At 67.6% G+C, this 24,081-nt stretch carries 21 protein-coding genes; 13 read left to right on the top strand and 8 right to left on the bottom strand.

Features of this window, described 5'->3' with window-relative positions:
• Positions 1–6 precede the first annotated feature (6 nt).
• Together ACIA58_RS31245 and ACIA58_RS31240 are read right to left on the bottom strand one after the other, a co-directional pair.
• Complete coding sequence (locus ACIA58_RS31245; protein ID WP_396407395.1) at positions 7–837, bottom strand: aldo/keto reductase; 831 nt, start codon at positions 835–837, stop codon at positions 7–9.
• The gene (locus ACIA58_RS31240; protein ID WP_396407394.1) at positions 837–2,555 is read right to left on the bottom strand and encodes a glycoside hydrolase; all 1,719 of its coding nucleotides are present in this window, start codon (positions 2,553–2,555) and stop codon (positions 837–839) included. Before ACIA58_RS31240 ends, ACIA58_RS31245 begins: the two co-directional genes overlap by 1 nt.
• 218 nt (positions 2,556–2,773) lie before the next feature.
• On the opposite strand from ACIA58_RS31240, the gene ACIA58_RS31235 reads away from it, so the two are divergent.
• Positions 2,774–3,454 (top strand): GntR family transcriptional regulator, encoded by a 681-nt coding sequence (locus ACIA58_RS31235; RefSeq protein ID WP_396407393.1) that lies wholly within the window; start codon positions 2,774–2,776, stop codon positions 3,452–3,454.
• Between the two features lie 12 nt (positions 3,455–3,466).
• On the opposite strand, the gene ACIA58_RS31230 is transcribed toward ACIA58_RS31235, so the two are convergent.
• Positions 3,467–4,981: an FAD-dependent monooxygenase gene (locus tag ACIA58_RS31230; protein ID WP_396407392.1), complete on the bottom strand. Its 1,515-nt coding sequence runs from the start codon at positions 4,979–4,981 to the stop codon at positions 3,467–3,469.
• 69 nt (positions 4,982–5,050) lie between these two features.
• On the opposite strand from ACIA58_RS31230, the gene ACIA58_RS31225 reads away from it, so the two are divergent.
• The 3 genes from ACIA58_RS31225 (at position 5,051) to ACIA58_RS31215 (ending at position 8,672) form a co-directional block, all read left to right on the top strand.
• Complete coding sequence (locus tag ACIA58_RS31225) at positions 5,051–5,677, top strand: TetR/AcrR family transcriptional regulator (protein WP_396407391.1); 627 nt, start codon at positions 5,051–5,053, stop codon at positions 5,675–5,677.
• A gap of 177 nt (positions 5,678–5,854) precedes the next feature.
• The gene (locus tag ACIA58_RS31220) at positions 5,855–7,993 is read left to right on the top strand and encodes a carbohydrate-binding protein (protein WP_396407390.1); all 2,139 of its coding nucleotides are present in this window, start codon (positions 5,855–5,857) and stop codon (positions 7,991–7,993) included.
• A gap of 55 nt (positions 7,994–8,048) precedes the next feature.
• A complete protein-coding gene (locus tag ACIA58_RS31215; protein WP_396407389.1) occupies positions 8,049–8,672 on the top strand; it encodes a glyoxalase in 624 nt (207 codons plus the stop codon).
• A gap of 1 nt (position 8,673) precedes the next feature.
• Here ACIA58_RS31215 and ACIA58_RS31210 read toward each other — a convergent pair whose 3' ends face one another.
• Together ACIA58_RS31210 and ACIA58_RS31205 are read right to left on the bottom strand one after the other, a co-directional pair.
• Positions 8,674–9,390 carry a FadR/GntR family transcriptional regulator gene (locus tag ACIA58_RS31210; RefSeq protein ID WP_396407388.1) on the bottom strand — a complete coding sequence of 239 codons (717 nt, stop codon included), beginning with the start codon at positions 9,388–9,390 and terminating at the stop codon, positions 8,674–8,676.
• Positions 9,391–9,399: 9 nt separating this feature from the next.
• Entirely contained in the window at positions 9,400–10,221 is an 822-nt protein-coding gene (locus ACIA58_RS31205; protein ID WP_396407387.1) for a phosphogluconate dehydrogenase C-terminal domain-containing protein, read from the bottom strand.
• 102 nt (positions 10,222–10,323) lie between these two features.
• On the opposite strand from ACIA58_RS31205, the gene ACIA58_RS31200 reads away from it, so the two are divergent.
• The 4 genes from ACIA58_RS31200 to ACIA58_RS31185 are packed head-to-tail and all read left to right on the top strand — an operon-like array spanning position 10,324 to position 15,417.
• Positions 10,324–11,574 (top strand): RuBisCO large subunit C-terminal-like domain-containing protein, encoded by a 1,251-nt coding sequence (locus tag ACIA58_RS31200; RefSeq protein ID WP_396407386.1) that lies wholly within the window; start codon positions 10,324–10,326, stop codon positions 11,572–11,574.
• Positions 11,571–12,836 carry a four-carbon acid sugar kinase family protein gene (locus tag ACIA58_RS31195; RefSeq protein ID WP_396407385.1) on the top strand — a complete coding sequence of 422 codons (1,266 nt, stop codon included), beginning with the start codon at positions 11,571–11,573 and terminating at the stop codon, positions 12,834–12,836. The genes ACIA58_RS31200 and ACIA58_RS31195 overlap by 4 nt, the downstream gene beginning before the upstream one ends.
• Complete coding sequence (locus ACIA58_RS31190) at positions 12,797–14,740, top strand: glycoside hydrolase family 127 protein (RefSeq protein WP_396407384.1); 1,944 nt, start codon at positions 12,797–12,799, stop codon at positions 14,738–14,740. The genes ACIA58_RS31195 and ACIA58_RS31190 overlap by 40 nt, the downstream gene beginning before the upstream one ends.
• Positions 14,737–15,417, top strand: a complete 681-nt coding sequence (locus ACIA58_RS31185; protein WP_396407383.1) for an aspartate/glutamate racemase family protein — start codon at positions 14,737–14,739, stop codon at positions 15,415–15,417. Before ACIA58_RS31190 ends, ACIA58_RS31185 begins: the two co-directional genes overlap by 4 nt.
• 69 nt (positions 15,418–15,486) lie before the next feature.
• On the opposite strand, the gene ACIA58_RS31180 is transcribed toward ACIA58_RS31185, so the two are convergent.
• Together ACIA58_RS31180 and ACIA58_RS31175 are read right to left on the bottom strand one after the other, a co-directional pair.
• On the bottom strand, positions 15,487–15,960 hold the full coding sequence (locus tag ACIA58_RS31180) for a winged helix-turn-helix transcriptional regulator (protein WP_396407382.1): 474 nt from the start codon (positions 15,958–15,960) through the stop codon (positions 15,487–15,489).
• Positions 15,957–17,186, bottom strand: coding sequence for an MFS transporter (locus ACIA58_RS31175; RefSeq protein ID WP_396407381.1), 1,230 nt, complete (start codon positions 17,184–17,186; stop codon positions 15,957–15,959). Before ACIA58_RS31175 ends, ACIA58_RS31180 begins: the two co-directional genes overlap by 4 nt.
• A gap of 228 nt (positions 17,187–17,414) precedes the next feature.
• On the opposite strand from ACIA58_RS31175, the gene ACIA58_RS31170 reads away from it, so the two are divergent.
• From ACIA58_RS31170 to ACIA58_RS31150, 5 genes are read left to right on the top strand one after another with little or no spacing between them, the layout of a single operon-like run.
• Positions 17,415–18,878 (top strand): sulfatase-like hydrolase/transferase, encoded by a 1,464-nt coding sequence (locus ACIA58_RS31170; RefSeq protein ID WP_396407380.1) that lies wholly within the window; start codon positions 17,415–17,417, stop codon positions 18,876–18,878.
• Positions 18,875–20,134: an ABC transporter substrate-binding protein gene (locus ACIA58_RS31165; RefSeq protein WP_396407379.1), complete on the top strand. Its 1,260-nt coding sequence runs from the start codon at positions 18,875–18,877 to the stop codon at positions 20,132–20,134. The genes ACIA58_RS31170 and ACIA58_RS31165 overlap by 4 nt, the downstream gene beginning before the upstream one ends.
• Positions 20,134–21,027, top strand: a complete 894-nt coding sequence (locus ACIA58_RS31160) for a carbohydrate ABC transporter permease (protein WP_396407378.1) — start codon at positions 20,134–20,136, stop codon at positions 21,025–21,027. The genes ACIA58_RS31165 and ACIA58_RS31160 overlap by 1 nt, the downstream gene beginning before the upstream one ends.
• Positions 21,024–21,842: a carbohydrate ABC transporter permease gene (locus tag ACIA58_RS31155; protein WP_396407377.1), complete on the top strand. Its 819-nt coding sequence runs from the start codon at positions 21,024–21,026 to the stop codon at positions 21,840–21,842. Before ACIA58_RS31160 ends, ACIA58_RS31155 begins: the two co-directional genes overlap by 4 nt.
• Before the next feature lie 13 nt (positions 21,843–21,855).
• The gene (locus ACIA58_RS31150; RefSeq protein ID WP_396407376.1) at positions 21,856–22,854 is read left to right on the top strand and encodes a LacI family DNA-binding transcriptional regulator; all 999 of its coding nucleotides are present in this window, start codon (positions 21,856–21,858) and stop codon (positions 22,852–22,854) included.
• Here the strand turns inward: ACIA58_RS31150 and ACIA58_RS31145 are convergent.
• Positions 22,801–24,024 (bottom strand): MFS transporter, encoded by a 1,224-nt coding sequence (locus tag ACIA58_RS31145; protein WP_396407375.1) that lies wholly within the window; start codon positions 24,022–24,024, stop codon positions 22,801–22,803. The genes ACIA58_RS31150 and ACIA58_RS31145 overlap by 54 nt on opposite strands.
• Between the last annotated feature and the right edge of the window lie 57 nt (positions 24,025–24,081).

Genomic DNA, 24,081 nt, shown 5'->3' with positions numbered 1-24,081 from the left:
GTCCGGCTACCTGATCTGGCTGATGGCCATTGTGCGGGGATCGCTGCCGAGCCGGTTGCCGCTGTCCAGCGCGGTGATCGACGCGAGCTGGTCGTCGGTCAGGGCGAAGCCGTCGAGGTCGAAGTTGGCGCGGATCCGCTCGGGGTTGACCGACTTGGGGATGACGACATGCCCGCGCTGCAGATGCCAACGCAGTACGACCTGCGCCGGCGACACCTGGTGATCGCCCGCGATCGATGCCAGCACAGGATGATCGAGGTCGCCGCCCTGGCCGAGCGGTGAGTACGCCGTGATCGCGATCGAGTGCTCACGGCACAGCTCGGTCAGGTCGTGCTGTTGATAGCTCGGGTGCAGCTCGATCTGGTTGACCGCCGGGACGATCTCGCCCTCCTTGGCCAGCCGGTCGAGGTGTTCGGGAAGGAAGTTGGACACACCGATCGCCCGCACCCGCCCGTCGGTGTAGATCCGCTCCAGGGCACGCCAGCTGTCGACGTACCGATCGGCAGTGGGATTGGGCCAGTGCACGAGATACAGGTCGGCGTACTCCAGCCCGAGACGCTGCAGAGTCTCGTCGTACGCCGTCAGCGCCGACTCGTACCCGTGCTCGCCGTTGCGCAGCTTGGTGGTGACGAACAATTCCTCGCGGGGCAGACCGCCCGCCCGCACCGCCGCACCGACGCCGGCCTCGTTGTTGTACGCCGCCGCGGTGTCGATGTGCCGATAGCCGATCTCGATCGCCTTCTCGACCGCGGCCTGGGTGTCTTCCAGCGGGACCTGGAAGACACCGAAGCCGCGCTGGGGAATCCGTACGCCGTTGTTCAGCGTGATCTCGTCCATCAGCTGCCCGGTTCAAGGATCAGCAACGATGCCGAGGGCAACGGAAGCGTGACGTCGAGGGATACGTCTCCGTCCACCGTGAGGTTGCGCTCGGCATCGAACTCCTCGAGGCCCTGCCGCCCGGTGATCGTGGCCAGCTGCTCGGCGGTCGGGTCCTGGGGCGAGCCGAGCTTCTGCCAGACAGTGAAGGAGTTGCTGTGGTCGGCGTCGATGCGCAGATGCCGCAACCGGTACGACCCGGCCGGCAGGTTGCGCACTGTCACGGTCACCGGCGTCAGGTCCTCGCTGGTCTGATACTGGTCATCGATGTGCCGCCAGATCAGTACAGCGACGCTTCCGTCCTCCGCACGTGAGGCGAGGGCGTCGACCTCCTCGGGCATGCTGCTGCCGTCGGTCTCCTCGAGCTCGCCGACCTGCCAGGCCGCGTCCGAGGTCGCGCGGAGCCGCTCCGGGCCGAGCAGCGACAGCATCCGGTAAGCGTTGAGGAACGGCTTCTCGACACCACCTGCGGTCAGGAAGGACCGTGTGCCTTCGAAGTAGCGTTCGGCCTCGAAATAGAAACTCCAGGACGTTGCGTAGGCGACCTGGGCGGGCTCGGTGGCGTTCAGATCCAGGATCTTCTTCATCAGCTTCGCCTGGAAGACGGGGTAGTACTCGGTGTTCTGGAAGCTGTAGTTGCGGTTGTCGTACCGGCCGAAGTGCGCCGGTACAGCGGCATCGCACTCGTCGACGATCACCGGCAGCTCGGCGTACGCCTCGTACGAACCGATGAGGCGGTTGAACTCGCGCAGGTCGTACAGCATCTTCGTCGACGACGGGCTGAGTTGCTCGGCGGCCTCTTCGGCGAAGGGCTTGTAGTCCCGGGTCGGGAAGTGGCAGCCCTTGGTGTGGTACGAGATGAAGTCCAGCGGCTCGTCGCGCCGCGACGTGTAGTCGAGGAAGCCGCGGAGGAAGTTCAAGCCGCCGCTGGTGACCGCCGGTCCGCCGACCTTTGCCTTGGGCAACACCTCGCGGATCGCTTGCACCGTTGCGGTGTAGAGCTCGTTGTACTGATCGAGGGTGCCGCGCCAATAGCTGATGTCCGGCTCGTTCCACAGCTCCCAGAGCCAGGTCTTCACCTCTGCCTCGCCGTACCGATCGATGCAGTGCCGGACCGTGGCGCCGATGAGACCCGCCCACTTGCCGTAGTCGCTGGGCGGATATCCCCAGGCGCCCGCCTCGTAGTTGGTGTACGCCGTCGGGCTGGGTACGACGGTCAGCTCGGCGGCCTCGGGTGGCAGCAGATCCCGCGGGGTGAAGCCGAGCTCGACCAGGAGGTGATGTCCGGCGCCGACGATCGCGTCGTACGCCTGGTCCAGCAGCGTGAAGTCGTAGTACGGATTGCCGTCCGCGTCTTCGTGGTAGACGTTGCCGGAGCTCCAGTGCGGGATGCCGAAGCCGCTGCCCGAGCAGTACATGTAGTGCGGCCGGACGAAGTAGCCGCCGCCGGAGAAGTCGGTGAAGGTCTGCAGCAGCCGCTTGCCCGTGGGCATGTACGTCCAGTTGAACTCGTCGTAGCCGAAGCTCTCCCAGATGCGCGCGAGCGGGCCCTGGCTCTCCGCGGCGTCGACATCGATCGTCGCCACGGTGACGTGTGGCGCGTCGGGAATCCGGGGAGCGGCCGGCGGGAACGGGCCAAGGGCCGTACGTCCGGTGTGAACCGCTGTGTCGGTGGTCATCGTCGTGACCTCTCTCTGCCCTGGTGATCGGGCTGCCTCACGGGTCGGCCGACTTCGGCGTCGGCGCTGTGCCGCTCTGCCTGAGTGGAGGTTCCGAGTCTGCTTGCAATTGATTTACTGTCAATGACTTACTGTTTACAATCTACAGAGAGACCTGACAGCGGTTAGAGTCGTCCTGCTCGGATACCGGCGGTAACTGCCCTGAGGAGGTGGTCGGCATGATCCCCGACGACGTCGTGTCCCCGCTGCCGTCGCAGCGCGGGCTCGGAGATCTTGTGACTGACGTGCTCCGGGAGATGATCACCGGGGGCAAGTTCCAGCCGGGCCAGCATCTGAAGGAGACCGAGCTGGCGGATGCGCTCAAGGTCAGCCGTGGGCCGATCCGGCAGGCGCTGGCCCGGCTCGAGGAAGAGGGCCACGTCGAGATCCGGCGGCATCGCGGGGCGTTCATCAGCACCCTGACGAAGACCGACGTCGAGGAAGTGCACACGCTTCGCGGCGCCATCGAGAGATTGGCTGCCAGCCGCGCGTGCAGCCGGATGCAGGGCTCGGGATTCGCCGAGATGGATGCGGTCCTGGAGCAGATGAAGAGCGTCGACACCAAGATCGACCCGGAGGACGCCGTCCGGCTGGACCTCCAGTTCCACGACATCATCTACGCCTATTGCGACCACGCCCGGGTGCAGCGGGTCTGGGAGTCCATCCGCGGTCAGGTGACGGTCTTCCTGAGGGCTCGCAACGCGAGCTTCCCGGACTTCCTCGACGTCGGCTACAGCGAGCACAAGGAGTTGAGGGACGCGTTGGCCCTGGGCGATCCGCAGGCCGCCCAGGACGGAATCGACAAGCACATCCTGGGCGCCTACGAACGCCTGAAACGCCTCAACCTGCCCGACCGCTGAGGGCGTTTCGGGTCAGGCCGGTTGGCCGAGCCAGGTTTCGAGGGCCGGCGTCAGGCCGTTGAGGTCCTCGTTGTCGGTGGACCAGGCGATGTGACCGTCCGGGCGGAGCAGGACAGCCGCAGGCGCGCCGGGGGTTGCCGGCTTGGTGCTGACGATGTGCAGGCGGTCGGACCACGGCGTCGCGAGGTCGCGTAGCTGGGTGGAGTCGGTGAGGTTGAAGAGGACGGCTTTGCCGTGGCGGAGGTGATCCCCCAGGCGGGTGCCGTCGGCGAACTCCAGGTCGGTGGCCGAGGTGCCGACGAGGTCGTTGTCGCTGCCGAGGTCGTAGCGTTGCCAGACGCCGGAGAGCTTCGTGCTCAGGTAGGTGGAGCCGTCCGGGGTGCGGAGGAGGGCGTCCACGACCTTGCGGAGGGACCGGGCGTGGCGGTCGGTGCGCATGATGGTGATCTGGGCCCGGGTCCAGTCGAGGACCCATTCGCCGATGGGGTGGCGCTCGGTGGTGTAGGTGTCGAGCAAGCCGTCCGGCGCCCAGCCGTTGATGGTGGCGGCCAGCTTCCAGCCGAGGTTCATCGCGTCGCCGATCCCGAGGTTGAGGCCCTGGCCGCCGAACGGCGAGTGGACGTGGGCGGCGTCGCCGGCGAGGAGGACGCGACCCTTGCGGTACGTCGTTGCTTGGCGGGCGTTGTCGGTGAAGCGGGTCGCGGTGATGACCTTGGTGATCGTGACGTCCGCGCCGGTCACGTTGCGGAGGCTGGTCTGTAGCTCGGCTGCGGTGATCGGTGCGTCGCGGTCGATGGGCGGTCCGTCGAACTCGACGGTGAGGATGCGCCCGGGGAACGGGCCGTACGCGTAGATGCCGGTGCCGGTGCTGTTCCAGCCGAGGGTGAGCTGCTCGGCGCCTTCCAGCTCCACCATCGCCTGGTGGCCGGTGATCTCGGGGTCGGTGCCGACGAAGTCGAACCCGGAGAGTTTGCGAACGACGCTCCGCCCGCCGTCACAGCCCACGAGCCAGCCGGCCGATACCTCGCCGTCGTCCAGAGTGACGCGGACGCCGTCCTCGTCGGCGACGTAATCGGTCAGTTGGACGCCGCGGCGTACCTCGACGCCCAGTTCGGCTGCTCGCTCGGCGAGGACCTGCTCGATGGTCTGCTGGTTGACCAGGAAGATGCTGGAGGCCGGCCCGGCGTCGCGGAACTCCGGGTCGGCGAAGTCGACCTTGTCGGCCCCGACCAGGATGCCGCCGAAGTGCCCGGCGATCGGTGGGCGCTTCGGCAGTGCCGGAGCCGGCGCGCCCGCGGGCCGGGCGAACTGCTCGAGCAGTCGTTGCTGGTGCTCCTGCAGCGCGGGCATCAGGCCCCGGCGGTACAGGGCTTCCGCGGTCGGCAGGTTGATCGAACCAGCCTTGATCGTCAGGTCCGGCTCGGTCAGGCGCTCGACCACCAGAACGCTCACCCCGGCCAGTCGAAGCTCGCAGGCGAGCATCAGTCCTACCGGCCCGGCTCCGGCCACCACTACGTCGTAGTCCATCTCAGCTCCCAGATCGTCGTCATTAAATAGTGTACTCAGTCTAAATTTATGTCCAGTATGCTAAATGTCATGGATCAGCGGCTCGGCCTGCGGGAGCGGAAGAAGCGGGAGAGCCGGCGGCGGATCGCGGACGTGGCGTCGGGGTTGTTCATCGAGCGCGGGTTCGACAACGTGACGATCGCCGAGGTCGCGGAGGCGGCGAACGTCGCGCGGATGACGGTCTTCAACTACTTCCCGCGCAAGGAAGACCTGTTCCTCGATCGGCACGCGGACCTGATCGACGATCTGAGCCGGGCCATCCGCGATCGCACGGCCGGTGAGTCCGTCGTCGCGGCGGTACGGCGTTACCTGCACGAGCTCCTGGCGACACAGCATCCGCTGTCCGGAGCGCGGGACGGGACGGAGTACTTCTACCGGATCGTCGAGGCGAGTCCGGCCCTGGTGCGCCGCACTCTCGAGCACACTCGTGAACTGGCCGAGGCGCTGACCGAGCTGCTGGAGTCCGAGGTGGAGCCGGGGGTCCAGGCCGCCGTCGTCGCCAACCTCCTCGCGACCGCGGTCACGATCGTGCCGCGCGTTGCCGTCGACAAGCTGATCGCCGGTCGGCCGGGTGATCAGGTGCGCCGCGAGCAGGTCGCCGTCATCGATCAGACCTTCGATCTCCTCGAAGACGGCGCCGGCCGCTACGGGAGCTGAGTTGCGGAACCAGTTCCGGAACCGGCAGGGGGTGTTGGTGGGGAACTTCGCAACCTAGAGTCGGCCTGCTTGTAAGGGCTTTCCACTGAGCTTGGAGGGTTTGTGAGGCGGACTCTTGGGTTGGCGGTCGTGGTCGGAGTGGTGGCTGGCGGGTTGGCCGCGGGAGGGACGCCGGCGGTGGCTCACCATGATGCGGGTGCCCGGCACGGGTCGCTGGTGAGCGGGACGTACTCCGGCGGGTCGGCGCAGACGTGGCAACCGTTGCCCGCGACGTACGTCGGGAACGATGACGGTGCGGCCGTGGATGCGACGGTGGTCGTGGATCCGAGCACGCTGCGACAGAAGTACTCCGGTGTCGGGTTCTCGCTGGACGAGACCAGCGTCTCCAACCTGTGGAAGCTGACCCCGGCCGAACGCGAGCGGGCCGTCAAGCTGCTGGTCGATCCGAAGAGCGGCGCCGGCTTCGACCGGTTCCGGCTCACCATCGGGAGCCCTGACCTGATCGAGCACCTGCCGTTCTGGTCGTACGACGACTTGCCGGCCGGCGTGAGCGAGGATCGCAACCTGAAGTACTTCTCGATCAAGCGGGACGTCGATCTGCACATCGTCGACACGGTGAAGCTGATCCAGAAGTACAACCCGCGGGCGACGTTCTTCGCCTCGGCCTGGAGTGCGCCGGCCTGGATGAAGACCAACAACCGGTTCACCGGCGAGGTGGCGTTGAAGCCCGGGAGTACGACGTCGTACTACCAGGTCGGCAAGCTGCGCGACGACTGCATCGACGTGTTCGCGAAGTACTACGTGAAGTACCTGCAGGCGTACGCGCAGCACGGGATCAAGGTCGACGCGCTGACGCTGCTGAACGAGCCGGGGATCGACGTGGTGTACCCGGCGATGGACATCAGCGTCGAGCAGCAGCAGAAGTTGTCGGTGGCAATCAAGCGGGAAGTGCACAGAGCGGGACTGAAGACCGATCTGTACGTGCACGACTTCAACTTCTGGGACTGGCGCGATCCGAACAGCACCGAGACGAAGAACTACTACCGGATCTTCGACGACCCGAAGGCGGAGAAGGCCGCGGATGCGATCGCGTTCCATCCCTACTGGGGCGACCCGACGGTGATGCGGGATGCGTTCGAGGAGTTCGGGAAGCCGGTGCACATGACGGAGACGAGTGACTTGTCCCCGGCAACGATTCTGAACTACTTCCGGCTCGACGCGTCGTCGTACATCATGTGGGCGCAGACGACCGACCAGGACGGCGGCACGCTGCACTGGACGCCGGCGCGGGACAACAACGTCGACTGGGAAGAGGTCGGCCGGACGACGAAGTGGCCGAACCGACTCGTCACCGTCGACACGAACGCGAAGACCTTCACGGTGCGGGACGAGCTGTACGCGATGGGGCAGTTCGCGAAGTACCTCGGGCCGGAGCACACACGGGTCGAGTCGAGTGCGACAGCCGGCGGCATCAGCAACGTGGTGTACAAGGATGCCCAGGACAACTTCGTCGCGATCATTGGGAACGCCAATGTAGCTGCGAGCAAGATCCGGGTGACGATGGCGGGGAAGTCGTTCACCGTGACGGTGCCGGCGAACGCGTACGCGACGTACCGCTGGCATGGTGACGTGCCGCGCCGCGACCACGCGCCGGTGCTGCAGGACGTCCCGGATGTGGTCGCCGACCAGTACGCCACGACTCAGGTCCAGTTGTCTGCGAAGGACCGCGACGGGGATCGGCTGACGTACTACGCGACGGATCTTCCAGCCGGCGTCGCTCTCGACGCGACGAGCGGAGTGCTGAGCATCCATCCGACGGTCGCAGGGGATCAGGACATCAAGGTGCGGGTCACCGATGGCGCGTCGCATGACGAGGCCACGGTGCATGTGACCGTCAAGCCGCACGGGGCGCCGGTCGGCGAGAGGGTGGAGGCGGAGTCGTACGTCGCGCAGCACGGCTGGACCGATGGGGGCGCCAACTTCATCGAGAGCAACCCAGCGGCGAGCGGCGGGAAGAATGTGGGCTGGACCGCGGCCGGGAACTGGTTGCAGTACCGCGTGGACATCGCGCAGGCCGGCACCTACAACCTCGAACTGCGGGTCGCCAACGGCACGGGCGCTCCGGCGCCGGACGCCATCTCGGTCCGCAACGCTGCGGACGAAGTACTCACCAAAGCCACCGTCCCGGATACGGGCGGCTGGGCCAACTACCAATCGACCAGCACCCAACTCACCCTTCCCGCAGGCGACCAGGTCATCACCGTCTACTGCGAGACCGGCGGTTTCAACCTCGACTACCTCCAACTCGACAGCTGACGAACTGGTCAGGAATCGAGAAGCGAGGCGGCTCGCAGGTCCCTAGCTTGGAGGCATGACAAATCTTCAGGGTGTGGTTCTGGAAGTGGCCGACGTTGTGGCGGCCGAGCGATTTCTGACTGATGCCTTCGGGCTGGACGAGCGGGTCCAGGTGCGTGAGTCGGCCGCGGGGACGACCGGTTTCCGCGGCTTCACGTTGTCCTTGACCGTCGGGCAGCCGAGCACGGTGGACAGTCTGTTCGAGACGGCGGTCGGCGCAGGTGCGACGGTGGTGAAGCCGGTGGCCAAGTCGCTCTGGGGGTACGGCGGCACGCTGCAGGCGCCCGACGGGACGATGTGGAAGGTGGCGACCTCGGAGAAGAAGAACACGGGGCCGGCCACGCGGGCGATCGGCTCCGTCGTACTGCTCCTCGGTTGCTCGGATGTGGCCGTGAGCAAGAAGTTCTACGTTGACCACGGGTTGACCGTGGCGAGGAGCTTCGGGCGCAAGTACGTCGAGTTCGACGCCACCGGGCCGGTGAAGCTGGGGCTGTACGGGCGGAAGGCGCTGGCCAAGGACGCCGGCGTACCGGTCGACGGCAGCGGCTCGCACCGGATCGCGTTGAGTGCGGACACCGGGGAATTCGTCGACCCGGACGGATTCACCTGGGAGCCTGCGCAACATCTCGCGGGCCGGTGAGCTACCGAGAGCGTCGTACCCGGTGGTCGGCGGCGGTCATCAGCGCAGCCATCGCGGCGACGGCTGCGGAAGGATCGCCTTGCCCGATGGCGGTGAAGACGGTCTCGTGTTCGGTGAGCGTGGCCTCCATCGTGCCCGGGACGCGGAGGGTTCGCTCGAACCACTCGGTGAGCAGGGACTGCAGGCTCTTCAGGAGGCTCAGCAGTACGTCGTTCTGCGCGATGGTGGCGATCTCCAGGTGGAACGCCAGATCGGCGACCGCGAACGCCTCCACGTTGTTGCCTGCGGCACGCATCTCGTCGACGTGGATCCGGAGACGGTCGACGTCGGTCGAGGTGGCGCGCGTGGCGGCCAGGCGGGCAGCCAACAGCTCGAGATGTTCGCGGACCTCGACGAGATCCGCGACCTCGGGCTCGCCCAGGGCAAGGCTCAGCTCGAGGGCCTTCGTGAGTAGTTGACTGCTGTCCGCGCGGAGATAGGAACCCGAACCAGGCCGTACTTCGACCAGCCCGAGCAGCTCGAGCGCGCTGATCGCCTCGCGCAGCGTCGATCGGCCGACACCGAGCATCTGGGCGAGGTCGCGTTCGGAGGGGAGCCGGGCGCCGACCGGGAAGTCGTCCGCGCCGAGTTGATGGATCAGCTGGCGGGCGACCAGGCTCGCCGTCGACAGCCGCTCGACCGGCCGGAAACGCGTCCGGATGAACGGCGTGTCGGTCACCGCGCCCCCTCAGATCCTCAGCATTCTCGTGATCACCCGATCGAGCTCAGCGTCGTCGAAGATGCGCTTCCAGTCGTCCTTGATGATCGTCTCGCGGCCGTAATCTATCGCGATCTCACACGCCTCCGAGAAGGAATGCGACCCGCGCAACGCGTTCGTCAGCGCGATCTGCACATGCCCGTGGAGGATCGCCCGCGCCGCCGGTTCGGGTACGCCGACCGTATGCACCGTCTCGTGCAACGCATCCCGCAACAGCGTCCCGACCATGCAGGCGACTGTCTCGACGAGAGTCGGCTCGAGCACGGCGAGCTGTTTCACGGTGACCCAATGAACGTCGAGGACCGGGCCGTAGATGACCCGGATCACGGCCTCGACCCGGTCACGACACGAGTCGGCGGCCGCGACGACATCCTGCGGCGCACTGATCCCGCCGAACGTGTCGGCCCACTCCTCCGCACTCGTCCGCTCGAGGAACACGGACGGATGGCACGGATGCGCAACGGCCTGAACGACGCCGGCCCGGGTCGCGAGCAGACCGGCGTACGCCGCGGCCGGGTCGAGGGTGAGGAGAATCGAGCCGTCCCGCATCAACGGAACGAGCTCGTGCGAGACCTGACCGAGCACGGTGTCCGGTGTCGCAAGTACGACGACATCCGCCTGCGGGACCGCCTCGGCGGCGGGGACGACCGTACGGCCGGAGGCGCTCAGCCGCTCGACCGCGGGTGCGGACGTCTCGCAGTACAGAGCGCGGCAGGGGCTGGTGTCGAGATTCGCCGCGACCCGCAGGCCCATCCGGCCGCCCGCTCCGATGACCACGATCGTCTCAGTCATGGCCCGAATGTAGGTGGCCGGTCCGGAACCGGTCAACTGGTTGACCAATTTTGTGAAACGTGTCAATCTGAGCGCTCCTCGAACCCGCCCCCGGGGGTCCTCTTGCCTCAACACGTCACCGCCGTCTACGAGCTCGAGAGCGCGGTCCCGCTGGACCGTGCCGCTGAGGTGATCGCCGGTGAGCAGTCCTGCGGCACCTTCGTCCGGGTCGCCCGGGAGAGCGACGACCTCCGCGCGCGGCACGCGGCGCGTGTCACCGGGATCGAGGAGCTGCCACCCAGCGGACGCCCGCCGCTTCCGGGCATGGCCGGCGATCCCGCGCACGTCAGCCGGGGCCGCGTCACGATCGAGTTCCCGCTGGCGAACTTCGGCCCGTCGATCCCGAATCTCCTCGCGGCCGTCGCGGGCAATCTGTTCGAGTTGCGCGAGGTCGGGGCCCTTCGCCTGGTCGACCTGGAGCTGCCGGGCGCATTCGCCGATCGGTACGCCGGGCCGCGGTTCGGGATCGACGGGACGCGTCATCTGCTCGACCGTCCCGACGGCCCGATGATCGGCACGATCGTCAAGCCCAGCATCGGTCTCAGCGGTGAGCAGCTCGCCCAGCTCGTGACCGAGCTCGGCGACGCCGGCATCGACTTCATCAAGGACGACGAGCTGCAGGGCAATGCGCCGGGCCTGCCGTTGCCGGAGCGGATCCGGGTCGTGACGGACGCCTTGAAGGAGGTTGCCGATCGCAACGGCCGGATGCCGATGTACGCGTTCAACATCACCGACGACATCGATCGCCTGGAGGCGAACCACGACGCGGTGCTCGCAGCCGGCGGGACCTGCGTGATGGTCTGCGTGAACATGGTCGGGCTCGCGGGACTGGAGTACCTGAGCCGCCGTACCCAGCTGCCGATCCACGGGCACCGGGCGATGTACGGCGCGTACGCGCGCTCGCCCCAGCTCGGGATCGACTACAACGTCTGGCAGAAGCTGGCCCGGCTGGCCGGCGCGGATCACCTGCACACCAACGGGTTCGCGAACAAGTTCTACGAGACCGACGACGAGGTACTCGCGTCGATCTCGGCGGTGCGTGCTCCGCTGCTGGGCGGGTACGAAACGCTGCCTGTCCTCTCTTCGGCGCAGACGCCCGGGCTGGCGCATCTGACGTACGAGCGGACGCGGAGCACCGACCTGCTGGTGCTGTCCGGTGGCGGGATTCACGGCCATCCGCAGGGCTCGGCGGCCGGCGTACTGGCGATGCGCGAGGCGTGGGATGCGGCGACGTCGGGTGAGGCGCTTGACGAGCGTGCGATCAAGGTGCCTGCGCTGGCTGCGGCCCTGGACACGTTCGGGAGGCCGACGTGACAGTGGCCGGCTTCTACGGCGACGATTTCACTGGCTCGGTCGATGCGCTGCTGCAGTTCCGGCGCGCCGGGCTGTCCGGCGTTCTGATCACCGGGCCGAACGTCGACGACGAGAGCGCGGATGTGGTCGGGATCGCAGGCACTGCGCGGTCGTTACCGACGGAGCAGATGGCGGACGAGGTCGTGCCTTCGCTGCAAAGGCTTCGCGAGCTGGGGGCGCGGATCGTTCAGTACAAGGCCTGTTCGACGGCCGACTCGGCGCCGCATACGGGCAGCATCGGGCGGGTGCTGGAGTTGGGGGTCGAGCTCTTCCCTGGTGCGCCGGTGCCGATCGTCTTTGCGCAGCCCGATGCCGGCCGGTACACGTTCTTCGGGCATCACTTCGCGCGCGATGACGGCGTCGTCTACCGGCTCGATCGTCAGCCGACGATGAGTTCGCATCCGGTGACGCCGGTGCACGAGTCCGACTTGCGGCTGCATCTGAGCGAGCAGACCGCGTTCGAGTTGGGTGCGTTGCATTGGCCGTCGTACGACGATCTGGGGCGGCTGCTCGACGAGGCGCGCCAGCCGGGTGTGGTCTGTGATGCGGTCAGCGATGCGCAGTTGGACTGTCTGGCGCAGGCGATTCTCGCGAGCCCGGTGCGGCAACGGTTCGTCATCGGGTCGGGTGGGATCAGTGGTGCGCTCGGTCGCTGTGCGGATGTCCCCAGGCGATTGCCGCCTCTTACGTCAGAAGTTGAAGAGCCCGACGGTCCGACGCTTGTTCTGAACGGGAGTCGGTCGAGCCTCACTCGTCGACAGATCGACGCGGCGGCCGAGATCGGATGGGTAGTGCTGGATCTGTTCGCGACTGGCACGCCGGAACGCGTCGAGACCGCGCTGGCGAAAGGCGCAGGGGTCTTGGTGGACTCCTCGATCACCCGGCGAACCGTTCCCAGTGCGGAGGTAGAAGACGAACTCGCCACCATCGCCGACACCGTCCTGCGGCAGCAGAACACCCGCCTCGTGCTGTCCGGTGGGGATACGTCCGGGAACGTGTTGCGGCGACTCGGGATCGAGCGGCTCCGGGTTGTGGCCCAGCCGTGGGGGAATGTCGCGCTTTGTCAGGCCAGCGGTCCGGCGCCGCATCTGCAGAACGTCGAGCTCGTCCTCAAGGGCGGGCAGATGGGACATGTCTCTCTCTTCGACGACATCCGCCTCGGTCGCCCCCTGAAGGAGGCTGCATGCTCACCGACACCGGTGCCAGCGCTCACGCACGAATGACCTCACCGTCCGCCGTGTCACTCGCCGGCGACGGCCCCTTGGCAGCTCTGCACAACCGTGCCCTCGCAGTGACTATCCCCTCGATGGGCGCGATCATGCTCGACCCCGCCACGTCGCACGCGGACGAGAACTTCCGCGTGGCGGCCGGCGACGCACCAGGAGAGCATCAGGGACCGCCGTTCATGGACGGCGACCTCTACAAGTGGCTCGAAGCGGCTGTCGTCACGAAGGATCCTGGGCTGGAGGCGATCGTTGCCGACGCCGCCAAACTCATCGCGCGAGCCCAGCGCGCGGACGGATACCTGCACACCAAGATCCAGATCGCCGGCGTCGAACCGCTTGCTATCGGCACCGACTTCGAGACGTACAACTTCGGTCACCTGATGACGCTGGCCTGCATTCACTACCGCGCCACCGGCGACGACACGCTGCTCGGCGTAGCGACCAGGATCGCCGACTTCCTCGCCGTGCAGAGTCCCGAGAAGGTTGCTGAGTGCAACGTCTGCCCGTCGCACTACATGGGCGTCATCGAGCTGTATCGGGTCACCGGTGAGGCGCGGTACCTCGAGCTCGCAAGGACCCTGCTCGACCTGCACGGCGGCAAGGGCGGCGCGGGTACGGACGACAACCAGGACGTCCTCGCCGTACGCGACCAGCGTCGAGCGGTCGGCCACTCGGTTCGCGCCAACTACCTGTACGCCGGAATGGCCGACTACGCCGTGGAAACAGGTGACGAGGCAATCATCGCGGCGCTGGACGACATCTGGGACGACCTCACCTCGAGCAAGCTCTACGTCACCGGCGGCTGTGGCGCACTGTACGACGGAGCATCGCCCGACGCCGGCCAGGACTACTACTCGGTGACGAAGGTGCACCAGTCGTACGGCCGCCCATATCAGTTGCCTCAGACAACGGCGTACAACGAGTCCTGTGCCTCGCTCGGCCTGGTGTTCTGGGCCTGGCGGATGCTGCTGCGTACCGGCGACGCGAAGTACGCCGACGAGATCGAGCGGGTCCTGTTCAACGCTCTCCCCGCGATGGTCGGGTACGACGGCCAGACATACTTCTACGTCAACCCGCTCCGCCAGGTCCGCGACCTCACGTACCCGCTCCGCCGGCCGGGCGATCCGAAAGACGTGACGCCACCGCCGTCGGACCAGCGCGAGCGCCAGGAGTACATGCAGGCCTGCTTCTGTTGCCCGCCGAACATCGCCCGGGTCAGCGCCGAGCTGCCGTACTACGTCTACGCAGAAGGCGATGACGAACTCTGGATCCACCAGTTCGTCACCAGCGAAGTCCGCACGACCTTCAACGGCGTACCCGTGACTGTGCGGCAGCGGACGGACTACCCGGTGTCGGGTGACATCCAGTTGACCGTCGAGGCAGAGCGTCCCGTGCACGGCCGGCTTCGCATCCGCATACCGGGATGGGCCGACACCATCGAGATCGAGGGGCCGAGGGACCGCGGGTACGTCGTCCTCGACCGCGAATGGCATCGCGACACAGTCACCCTGAAGATCCCGCTCCGCCCCCGCCTGCTGACAGCGCACCATTTCGTGGAGGAGGTCACGAACCAGGTGTGCGTCGTCCGTGGTCCGATCGTCTACTGCCTGGAGTCCGCCGACCTGCCCGACGGCGTCGGTATGGAGGACGTCGCCATCCCGCAGGACGCGAGCATCACGGTCACGCCGGGCAGCGGCATGTTCGCCGGTCACGCCCTGCTGCACGTCGACGCCGCGATCCTCCCGTGCCGTACTCAAGACCTGTACGCCGAGCTCGACCAGACGCCGGCCCGTCCCGCCACCCTGCAGTTCGTCCCGTACGGCCTGTGGGCCAACCGCGGGCACGGCGAGATGACCGTCTGGCTGCCACTCATCCGCACCGTCGAGAGGAGCGTCGCATGACGCGTATCGCCTTCCTGCACACCGGAGCCGTCGTCATCCCCACGTTCGCCGGTCTCGCCGCCGAACTTCTCCCGGACGTCGAGGTGCAGAACCTGCTCGACGACAAGATCGTCGGCGACCTCGGCCGCGGCGTCGCGCCCGAGCAGATCGAGCAGCGGCTGGCCGATCTCGGCGGCGCCGCGGTCGCGGCCGGCGCGGAGGCCGTGCTGTTCACGTGCTCGTCCATCTCGCAGTACGCCGGACCGCTCGCGGATCGTCTCGGCGTCCCGGTGTACCGCGTCGACGAGGCGATGGCGGACGAAGCCGTACAGGCGGGCGAGCGGGTCAGCGTCATCGCCACACTCCAGACCACGATGGCGCCGACTGCCGCGCTCCTGCGCGAGCGGGCCGAATTGCTCGGGCGCACCGTGCAGATCGAGGAGACCGTCGTACCGGATGCCTTCGAGGCCGCCGTTGCGGGTGATCGCGATCGTCACAATGCCCTCATCGCGGCGGCCATCAAGGATCGGGCAGCCGTGAGCGATGTCATCGTGCTCGCCCAGGCCTCTATGGCGTCAGCCGCCGTCGGCCTGGATGTCCAGGTGCCAGTGCTCACGAGCCCGGAGAGCGGAGTACGCCGACTGGCTTCTGCATCTCGACAGGAGGTGTCCGGCGGGCGGGCCAGTTTCGAGGCGTGAGCAGGCGGGCGCAGTAGACAGTGGACGTATACGTCCTGTCGAGATGCAGATGACCGGCCCGGGGCCGGGCTAGCGCCAGTTGGAGCGGTCGGCCGGGCCGCCGGGAACCGGGTCGAAGGAGACGTCCGAGGCCGGCACGCGGGTCCCGGACTCGGTGGTGAAGCTGACGTCGACCAGTTCGCCGGACTTTGCGTGCCGGACGACGGTGGGGCCTTGTTCGCGCGGGACGTGGAGGTCGCCCCACTGCTGAAGCGACGCGAGGACGATCTTGAGATCGTCGCCGGCCTGCGTCAGGTGGTAGTCGGAGCGGGAACGCTCGCCTTCCGCGCGGTACTCGCGCTTCTCCAGCAGGCCGGACTCCACCAGCGAGGTCAGGCGGTTGGTGAGGATGTTCGGCGCGATGCCGAGGTTGTCGCGGAAGGCGGCGAAGCGGGTCGTGCCGAGGTGCGCCTCGCGGAGGATGAGGAAGGTCCAGCGATCGCGCAGCAGTTCGAGAGCCCGGGCGATCGAGCAGTTCGGTCGCGTCGTGGTGTGGGTGGTCATGACACCTCCTTGCGGGTGGCGAGGAGAACGGCCGCCGCCAGGATCAGGATGGCCAGCGTACCGATCACAGTGACGCCGAGGAGCAACGCCGTACTCAGGCCGGAGGCGGTGGCGACCAGGCCGAGGGTGAGGGCGATCGCGCCTTGCAGGATGTACGCGACGAGATAGACGGCCGAGACGGTCGCGCCGCGGTGGTGGGCCGGCGCGTGGGCGGCGACCAGGCCGAGACCGCCGGAGAAGAGCAGGCCGTACGCCGTGCCGCCCGTGATCGTGGTGGCGACGAAGAGCGGGACCGAGTGTGCCGTCGCCGCGAGCTCGAGCAGGCCGAGGTCGACGAGGGTGAGGACCGCGCCGAGCGGGACCAGACGGTGCGCGGGGAACCGGCGGCCGATGATCGCGGTCGTGCCGGTGGCGACCGAGAAGATCGCGAGCAGCAGACCGATCACGAAGATGTTGCCGGTGCCGACCAGGTCACGGACGATCTGGGCGCCGAGCGCGAGGAAGACCGAGCCGAACGCGTACGCGCCGGTGACTGCGAGGGCTGCCGTCAGGTAGAGCACACGGATGCCCTTGGCAACGGTGATGGCGCGCGGGCGCCAGCGGCCCTGCGCTTCGTCCTTGGTGTGCCGCGGCATCCGCCAGACGGCGCCGAAGACGCCCATGATGACTGCGACGAGCACCCAGAAGTCCAGGTGCAACGGAGCGGGTGCGTACTCGATCAGCCCGCCGCCGACGATCGTCGCCAAGGCCAGTCCCGCGGCCGTCGCCACCGTCGTGACCGACGCCGCTCGGTGCGCCTTGCCCCGGGCGCTGAATTCGACCGCGGCTGCAGTCGCTGGGGTCAACGCCAGGCCAACGCCCGCTCCCATGAGTGCTCGGCCCGCGTACACCCAGCCGACCGAGGGGGCGATCGCGAACAGCAGCACGCCGGCGAGCATGGCGCCGACGCCGTACAGCATCGTGGTCCGGCGGCCGATGTAGTCCGAGATCTGGCCGAAGATCAGCAGGAACGCGACCAGCACCACCGGGTAGACCGCGAAGATCGCCGTCGTCGCCGTGGGGGTGAGGTGCCAGGTCGAGGCATAGAGCGGGTACGTCGTGGTCGGGGCCGCGCTGGTCCACAGGCTGATGCCCGCGACGGCGGCCGCCGTCCAGAAACTGCCGCGCCGGCTCAGGACGCGGCGTGACCGCGGAGCGGCTGAGACGGGGAGTTCGAGGGTGCTCACGTGGTGTCCTTCCAAGGACAGCTGAGTTGCTCGGTGAAAGTCAGAACATCTGAGTTGTGCTGAGCAATCCAGATCTGGACGTGATGCCCGTCACATCACTGCGGACCCTTGACGGATCGAGGCCGCTTGCGCCAAGGTTTACAGCGCTGCAATACAGCGCTGTAAAAGCGCAGACCCGCCCCTCGCGTCGCCCGGGGCGGGGTGGTGGGCCGAGCCGAAGGCAGGTAGATGCGTCCCGACATCGTCATTGTGATGACCGATCAGCAGCGGGTGGGGCTGACTCGGCGGAGTGGGTATCCGGTCGACACCATGCCGTTCGTCGACGGTCTGGCGGCCGGCGGGACCGACTTCCGGCAGGCGTATACCGCGGCGCCGGCCTGCGTGCCGGCGCGGACGAGTCTGCTCACCGGGCGGTTCCCGAGCGCGCATCAGGTCCGGCAGAACAGCAACGCCGAGCACGCCCGGTTCTCGCAGGACCTGGTCGACGTACTGCGGGCCGCCGACTACCAGCTGCACTTCGCCGGCAAGCCGCACATGCCGCGCGGCGCAGCCGACTTCGACACCTTCGCCGGTCCCTACTTCCACACCCAAGGACCCGAGCGGGACGCGGAGGAGAAGGCCTTCGACGAGTGGTTGGAGCACCTCGACCACGGTGTCTCCGACGAGCCCACGCCGTACGACGTGCGTTGCCAACTGCCCTACCGGATCACCACCGACGCACTCAAGGCCATGGACGAGGCTGACCCCGACAAGCCCGGCCTGTTCTGGGTCTCGTACCCCGAGCCGCACAACCCGTACCAGGTCCCGCAGCCGTACTTCGACCTGTTCGCGCCGGCCGACATCCCCGAGCGCATCAGCGGGCCCGAGGCAACCGACATCAAAGGCGGCACCTACGCCTGGCTGCGCAAACTCCAGGAAGAGAAGCGCCCTGGGTACGACGACAACTGGCGTCGGTACGCCGCCAACTACCTCGGCATGCTGCGCCTCCTCGATGACCAGATCCGCCGCCTGCACGGGGGCCTGAGGCAACGACCGCGCTTGACGATCGTGCTCGCCGACCACGGCGATTACGTCGGCGAGTACGGCCTGCAACGCAAGGGCGCCGGCCTGAACGACTTCCTCATGCGGATCCCGCTGATCATCACCGGCGACGGCATCGCCGTCCAGCAGCGCGACGAGCCGGTGTCGATCGTCGACGTACTTCCGACGGTCTGCGAGGCCCTCGGCCAACCGATCCCCGACGGCGTCCAGGGCCGCAGCCTGCTCCCACTCGCGCAGGGCGAGGCGGCTCCGGCGGAAGAATTCGGCAGCATCATCGCCGAGCAGGGCTTCGGTGGACGCGCGTACGACGCGACGGCCCGGCCGCCTCTGCACTTCGCGTACGACGGCCCGACCTTCGACGAGCTCAACACAGTCACCCAGTCCGGCGCCGCCCGGATGCTCCGCAGCGGCAATTGGAAGCTCATCGTCCACGCCGACCTCGCCGGCGAGCTGTACGACCTTTCAAGAGACCCGGCCGAGCTCGACAACCTCTTCGACCACGACCGTCACCTAGCCGTCCGGGCTCGGCTGCTGCACCAGCTCGCCCGCTGGCAGGCGCGGCTGACCGACGACCTTCCCAACGGCAACTACGTCCCGCTCCGCCTGCCCCACAACTGGCGCTGGGCCCAACGCAGGGAGAACCAAGCATGACCACATTGACCCGCCGGACCCTGCTGGGTCTCGGCGCCGCGACCGCCGCCGCCACAGTCCTGCCCGGTTGCTCGGGAGGCAAGAGCCCGATGCGAGTCTCCTGGTACGGGCCTGACCCGGTCACGAAGGCGCTCAACACCGCACTGACCGCGTGGAAGTCGAGCGGGGGCGTCGAGTACTCCGCGGAGAGCGCGCCGTTCGACGACTACTGGGACAAGCTGGCCACGCAAACCTCCGGCAACAACGCTCCCGACGTACTGCGGATGTCGATGAGCTACTTCAGCGACTACGCCGGCCGGAGCGCGCTGAAGGACCTTGGCTCGTTGGGGATCGACACCTCGAACCTCGACAAGGACGTCGCCGACAGTGGTGTTGCTGACGGCAAGAACTACGGCATCGGGCAGAGCTCGATCAGCTATGCGATGTACGTCGACGAGGCCGCCGTCAAGCGCGCCGGGGGTACGGTCCCGGCGCAGGGCTGGACGTGGGACGCGTTCGCCGAATTCGCCCGCGACTACAGCGGATCCATCCAAGGCTCCTACGGATCAACCGACCAGGCCGGGAACTTCCAGCTGTTCGAGGTGTTCGCCCGCCAGCACGGCACCGAGCTGTTCTCCGACGACGGCGGAAAGCTCGCCACCAGCAAAGACACGGTCCAGGAATGGTTCCAGTACTGGGCGGATCTGCGCACCGCCAAGGCCGCGCCGCCGCAGAACGTCAGCGCCGAGACGACCGCGATCGAGAAGTCACTGGTTGCCAAGGGCAAGGCTCCGTTGCAGTTCGGCTGGGTTCAGCAGGTCACCTTCTACCAGCCGCTGGTGAAGAGCCCGCTGTCAGTGCTGCCGGTGCCGCAGGACAAGGCCGGCGACCTCAAGGGCCAGTTCGTCAAGGGCCTCGACCTGTGGTGCATCTCGGCTGCGAGCAAGCATCCCGAGGACGCGGCCAAGCTGATCGGGTTCCTGCTGAACGACGAGAAGGCGATCAAGTCGATCGGCATCCTGCTCGGCGTACCGCCGTCCAAGAAGGCGCGTGACCTGGTCTCGGCAGACGCGGGCTCGGCCGGCGCCCGGGCGATCAAGTACGTCGAGGACATCGCCGGCAAGGTCGGTCCTTCGCCGAAGCCGTGGCCGAAGGGGTACGGCGAGCTGCTGACCGGGTTCGGCCGGATCGCCGAGAACATCGGCTTCGGCAAGACCAAGGCGGACGCCGGCGCCCAGGAGTTCGTGGAGCTGGCCAGAAAGACTCTCGGTCAGTGATGGCTCGTCTCCGCCAGGGCCTCCCGGCGTACCTGTTCCTGTTGCCGTGGTTGATCGGCGTACTCGGGCTGACCATCGGCCCGATGCTGTTGTCGCTGTACTACTCGTTCACCGACTACGCGCTGCTCAACACCCCTGAGTGGACCGGGCTGCACAACTACACAGCGCTGTTCCAGGACCCGCGGTACCTGCACTCGTTGCGCGTGACCTTCATCTACGTCGGGGTGTCGGTGCCGCTCGAGATGACGTTCGCGCTCGCAGTCGCCGTACTGCTCAATCGGGGTCTCAAAGGTCTCGCCGTCTACCGGGCGCTGTACTACGTGCCGAGCCTGCTCGGCGGCAGTGTCGCGATCGCCCTGCTCTGGCAGCAGATCTTCGGTAGCGACGGTTTGCTCAACGACATCCTCGGCGTCTTCGGCATCCAGGGCCGTGGCTGGATCTCCGAGCCGGGTACGGCGTTGTGGACGCTGATCGTGCTCCGGGTCTGGCAGTTCGGCGCGCCGATGGTGATCTTCCTGGCCGGGCTACGGCAGATCCCGGACGACGTACTCGAAGCGGCAGAGGTCGACGGTGCGGGCCGATGGCAACGATTCTGGCGGGTCACGTTGCCGCTGCTGTCGCCGGTCGTGTTCTTCAACCTGGTGCTGCAGATCATCGGCGCGTTCCAGGCGTTCACCCCGGCGTTCGTGATCAGCGGCGGCAAGGGCGGTCCGTCGGACTCGACGCTGTTCTACACGCTGTACCTGTACCAGCAGGCGTTCGGCAACTTCCGGATGGGGTACGCCGCCGCGATGGCCTGGGTGCTGCTGCTGATCATCGCGGTCTTCACCGGACTGAACTTCGTCCTCGGCCGCACCTGGGTGTTCTACGGAGACGAAGGGGTACGCCGATGAAGCGCGTGCTTGCGCATGCCGGACTGTCCGTCGGGGCACTGATCATGCTCTACCCGCTGCTCTGGATGGTCAGCGCCTCGCTGCGCAAGAACACCGACATCTTCGAGCACCCGGGCCTGATCCCGGAGCACCCGACGCTCGGCAACTACGCCCTGGGATGGTCGTCGACCGGGACCAACTTCGGCGTCTACATCATGAACTCGCTGATCATCTGCGCCGCGGTCGTGATCGGGAACGTGCTGACCTGCTCGCTGACCGCGTACGCCTTCGCCCGGATGCGGTTCGTCGGCCGGAAGGCGTTGTTCGCGCTGATGCTCGGCACGATCATGCTGCCCGCGCACGTCACGCTGATCGCGCAGTACTCGATCTTCCGGAAGCTGAACTGGATCGACACGTTCTGGCCGATGATCGTGCCGAGCTTCCTGGCGACCGACGCGTTCTTCGTGTTCCTGATGGTGCAGTTCATCCGGTCGATCCCGGTCGAGCTGGACGACGCCGCGCGGATCGACGGCTGCGGGTACTGGGGCATCTACCGGCGGATCATCCTGCCGCTGTTGTCGCCGGCGCTGGTGACGACGGCGATCTTCTCGTTCATCTGGACCTGGAACAACTTCTTCAGCCAGCTGATCTACCTGTCGACCAGGACCAAGCTGACCGTGCCGGTCGCGCTGCGCGGGTTCCTCGACGCCACCGGCAGCTCGGAGTGGGGCGGGCTGTTCGCGATGAGCGTCGTCACGCTGGTCCCCGTGGTGGTGGTTTTCGTGGTCTTCCAGCGCCGCATCCTGGCCGGCATGGCCCAGACCGGTCTCAAATGACAGCATTGCTCCCATGAGACCCCGTTTGACCGATGTCGCCGCGGCGGCCGGGGTGTCGATGAAGACGGTGTCGAACGTCGTCAACGGTGCCGAGCACGTCCGCGAGGAGACCCGCCAGCGGGTGCTCGCCGCGATCGACAAGCTCGGGTACCGGCCGAACATCGCGGCCCGCAACCTGGCCCAGGGCCGCAGCGGGGTGATCGCGCTCGCCGTACCGCAGCTCGACCGGCCGTACTTCGCCTCGCTCGCGGCGCGGATGCTGGACGAGGCGGAGTCGTTCGGCTGGATCGTGCAGTTCCACCAGACCGGCGGGCGCCGGGAGGCGGAGCTCGCGCTGCTCAACGAGCGGCATCCGGCCCGGCTCGACGGGATCGTGATGAGCCCGCTCGGCCTCACGCCGGAGGACGTGCAGAGTCGCGATCAGGCGTTGCCGCTGGTCCTGCTGGGGGAGAAGGCCGGTGCGGAGCATCACGCCGACCATGTCGGGATAGACAACCGGGACGCGGGCCGGGTGGCGACCGAGCATCTGCTGTCGCTCGGACGGCAGACGGTGATGGCGTTGGCGCCGGGGCCGGGCATGGAGGACGAGCGCATCAACGGGTACCGCGACGCGCTCGGCGCGGCCGGGCTGCCCGTCAACGAGGACATCGTGCTGCCGACCGGTGGGCTGCGTGGTCAGGATGCCGAGCGGACTCTTGGCGAGTGGCTGGACTCGGGTCATCCGGCGCCGGATGCGATCTTCGCGGCCACCGACTGGCTGGCAATGGGTGCGATCCGGGCGCTGGTGCTGCGCGGCCTGAAGGTCCCGCAGGACGTCGCGGTGGTCGGCTTCGACGACATCCCGTACGACCTCGCGACCCTGCCCACGCTCACCACAGTCGCGCCGGATCGTGTCGCAATCGCTCGGCTCGCGTTGCAGGCCCTCCGCGACCAGCGGCCGGACGGTGAACCGGTCCGCCTACAGGCCCCCTTCAGCCTTGTGGTTCGCGAGAGCACCACCGGTATCGGTTAGCGCACGCCAAGCGACCGCCAGCAGGACCGCGACCGCCGTGCCGACCAGGCCGAACCAGCCGACGGCCTGAGTCGCGGAGGTCTGATCGGCGATCACCCCGGCGATCAGCGGGCTGATGCCGGTCGCGGTCGTGAGGCCCGCGTTGCCCATCCCGATCGCCTGGCCGCGGCGGGCGTCCGGCAGGCGGGTCGTCAACGCGGTGGTCGTCACCATCACGACGATCGTTCCGAACGCGCCGGCAATGACGAACAGGCCGATCGAGACGACCAGCCCCGGATGCAGCAGACAGATCGCGACCGGTATCGCCGCGGCGATCGACAGCGGTCCGAGCAGACCCTGCCGTCGCGACTCCGGCACGAGCTTGGTGAACACGAACACCCCGACCACGCTGCCGAACGGATCCGCCGCCAGGATCAGCCCGACGACGGTCGCCCCGCCCCCGAACGCAGCGGCGTACGGCGCGGCCATGCCCTCGTAGACGGCGACCAACGCCATCAACCACATCATCAGCACCAGCGTCCGCGTCGTGCGATCCGCGAAGAGCAGCCCCCACGACGGCTGCCTCTTGGTGCTCGGCGATACCGATGCGGAGGCCGGCCGCGCCCGCAGCCGGGAGCGGATGAGTACGGCGGACCCGAAGAACGTCAGCGCATCGAGCGCGAGGACGACGTACGGATCGAACACCGCGATCAGCAGCCCGCCGCCGGCGAACCCGGCCAGCTGCGCGGACTGGATGGTGATGCTGCGGATCGCCATCCCGGTGCCGAACTTCTCCTCGCCGAGCACCTCGGGTAGCAACGCGAGCTGCGCCGACTTGAAGACCGGCTGCAGCAGCGACACGATCCCGACCAGCACACACAGCACGGCGAACGGCATCCCGCGGATCGCAACCAGCAGGACCAGGCAGCCACGCAGTACGTCGACGCAGAAGATCAGTTCGCGCCGCGGGAACCGGTCCGCCAGGCCGCTCAGGAAGAGTCCGCCGAGCAGCGACGGGACGAACGTCAACGCGTACGTCAACCCGGTGAGCGCCGCTGACCCGGTGTCGCTGAACACGAGCACCGACAGCGCGACCCGGGCCAGCTGATCGCCGGCCACCGACTGCAGCTCGGCCAGCCACATCGCCCGGAACTCGGGGACCCGGAACGCATCCCGGTAGGTCGTCGCCATAAGGCGGACCCTAGAGCGCCGTTGCGCTCCAGGGCCCGCCTTCGAAAGTGGTCGAAG

Origin of the sequence: Kribbella sp. NPDC051586, from assembly GCF_044453965.1 — a bacterium.
Lineage (GTDB): Bacteria > Actinomycetota > Actinomycetes > Propionibacteriales > Kribbellaceae > Kribbella.
The sequence above is the reverse complement of the archived record's forward strand: the minus strand, read 5'-3'. Positions and strand labels throughout refer to the sequence as shown.

Coding starts and splice junctions, on each gene's coding strand:
- ACIA58_RS31225 (WP_396407391.1), top strand. CDS start 5,051: ATGGATCAGCGGCTCGGCCTGCGGGAGCGGAAGAAGCGGGAGAGCCGG.
- ACIA58_RS31155 (WP_396407377.1), top strand. CDS start 21,024: ATGAAGCGCGTGCTTGCGCATGCCGGACTGTCCGTCGGGGCACTGATC.
- ACIA58_RS31180 (WP_396407382.1), bottom strand. CDS start 15,960: ATGACCACCCACACCACGACGCGACCGAACTGCTCGATCGCCCGGGCT.
- ACIA58_RS31190 (WP_396407384.1), top strand. CDS start 12,797: ATGCTCACCGACACCGGTGCCAGCGCTCACGCACGAATGACCTCACCG.
- ACIA58_RS31145 (WP_396407375.1), bottom strand. CDS start 24,024: ATGGCGACGACCTACCGGGATGCGTTCCGGGTCCCCGAGTTCCGGGCG.
- ACIA58_RS31240 (WP_396407394.1), bottom strand. CDS start 2,555: ATGACCACCGACACAGCGGTTCACACCGGACGTACGGCCCTTGGCCCG.
- ACIA58_RS31245 (WP_396407395.1), bottom strand. CDS start 837: ATGGACGAGATCACGCTGAACAACGGCGTACGGATTCCCCAGCGCGGC.
- ACIA58_RS31150 (WP_396407376.1), top strand. CDS start 21,856: ATGAGACCCCGTTTGACCGATGTCGCCGCGGCGGCCGGGGTGTCGATG.
- ACIA58_RS31185 (WP_396407383.1), top strand. CDS start 14,737: ATGACGCGTATCGCCTTCCTGCACACCGGAGCCGTCGTCATCCCCACG.
- ACIA58_RS31205 (WP_396407387.1), bottom strand. CDS start 10,221: ATGACTGAGACGATCGTGGTCATCGGAGCGGGCGGCCGGATGGGCCTG.
- ACIA58_RS31215 (WP_396407389.1), top strand. CDS start 8,049: ATGACAAATCTTCAGGGTGTGGTTCTGGAAGTGGCCGACGTTGTGGCG.
- ACIA58_RS31170 (WP_396407380.1), top strand. CDS start 17,415: ATGCGTCCCGACATCGTCATTGTGATGACCGATCAGCAGCGGGTGGGG.
- ACIA58_RS31160 (WP_396407378.1), top strand. CDS start 20,134: ATGGCTCGTCTCCGCCAGGGCCTCCCGGCGTACCTGTTCCTGTTGCCG.
- ACIA58_RS31165 (WP_396407379.1), top strand. CDS start 18,875: ATGACCACATTGACCCGCCGGACCCTGCTGGGTCTCGGCGCCGCGACC.
- ACIA58_RS31230 (WP_396407392.1), bottom strand. CDS start 4,981: ATGGACTACGACGTAGTGGTGGCCGGAGCCGGGCCGGTAGGACTGATG.
- ACIA58_RS31235 (WP_396407393.1), top strand. CDS start 2,774: ATGATCCCCGACGACGTCGTGTCCCCGCTGCCGTCGCAGCGCGGGCTC.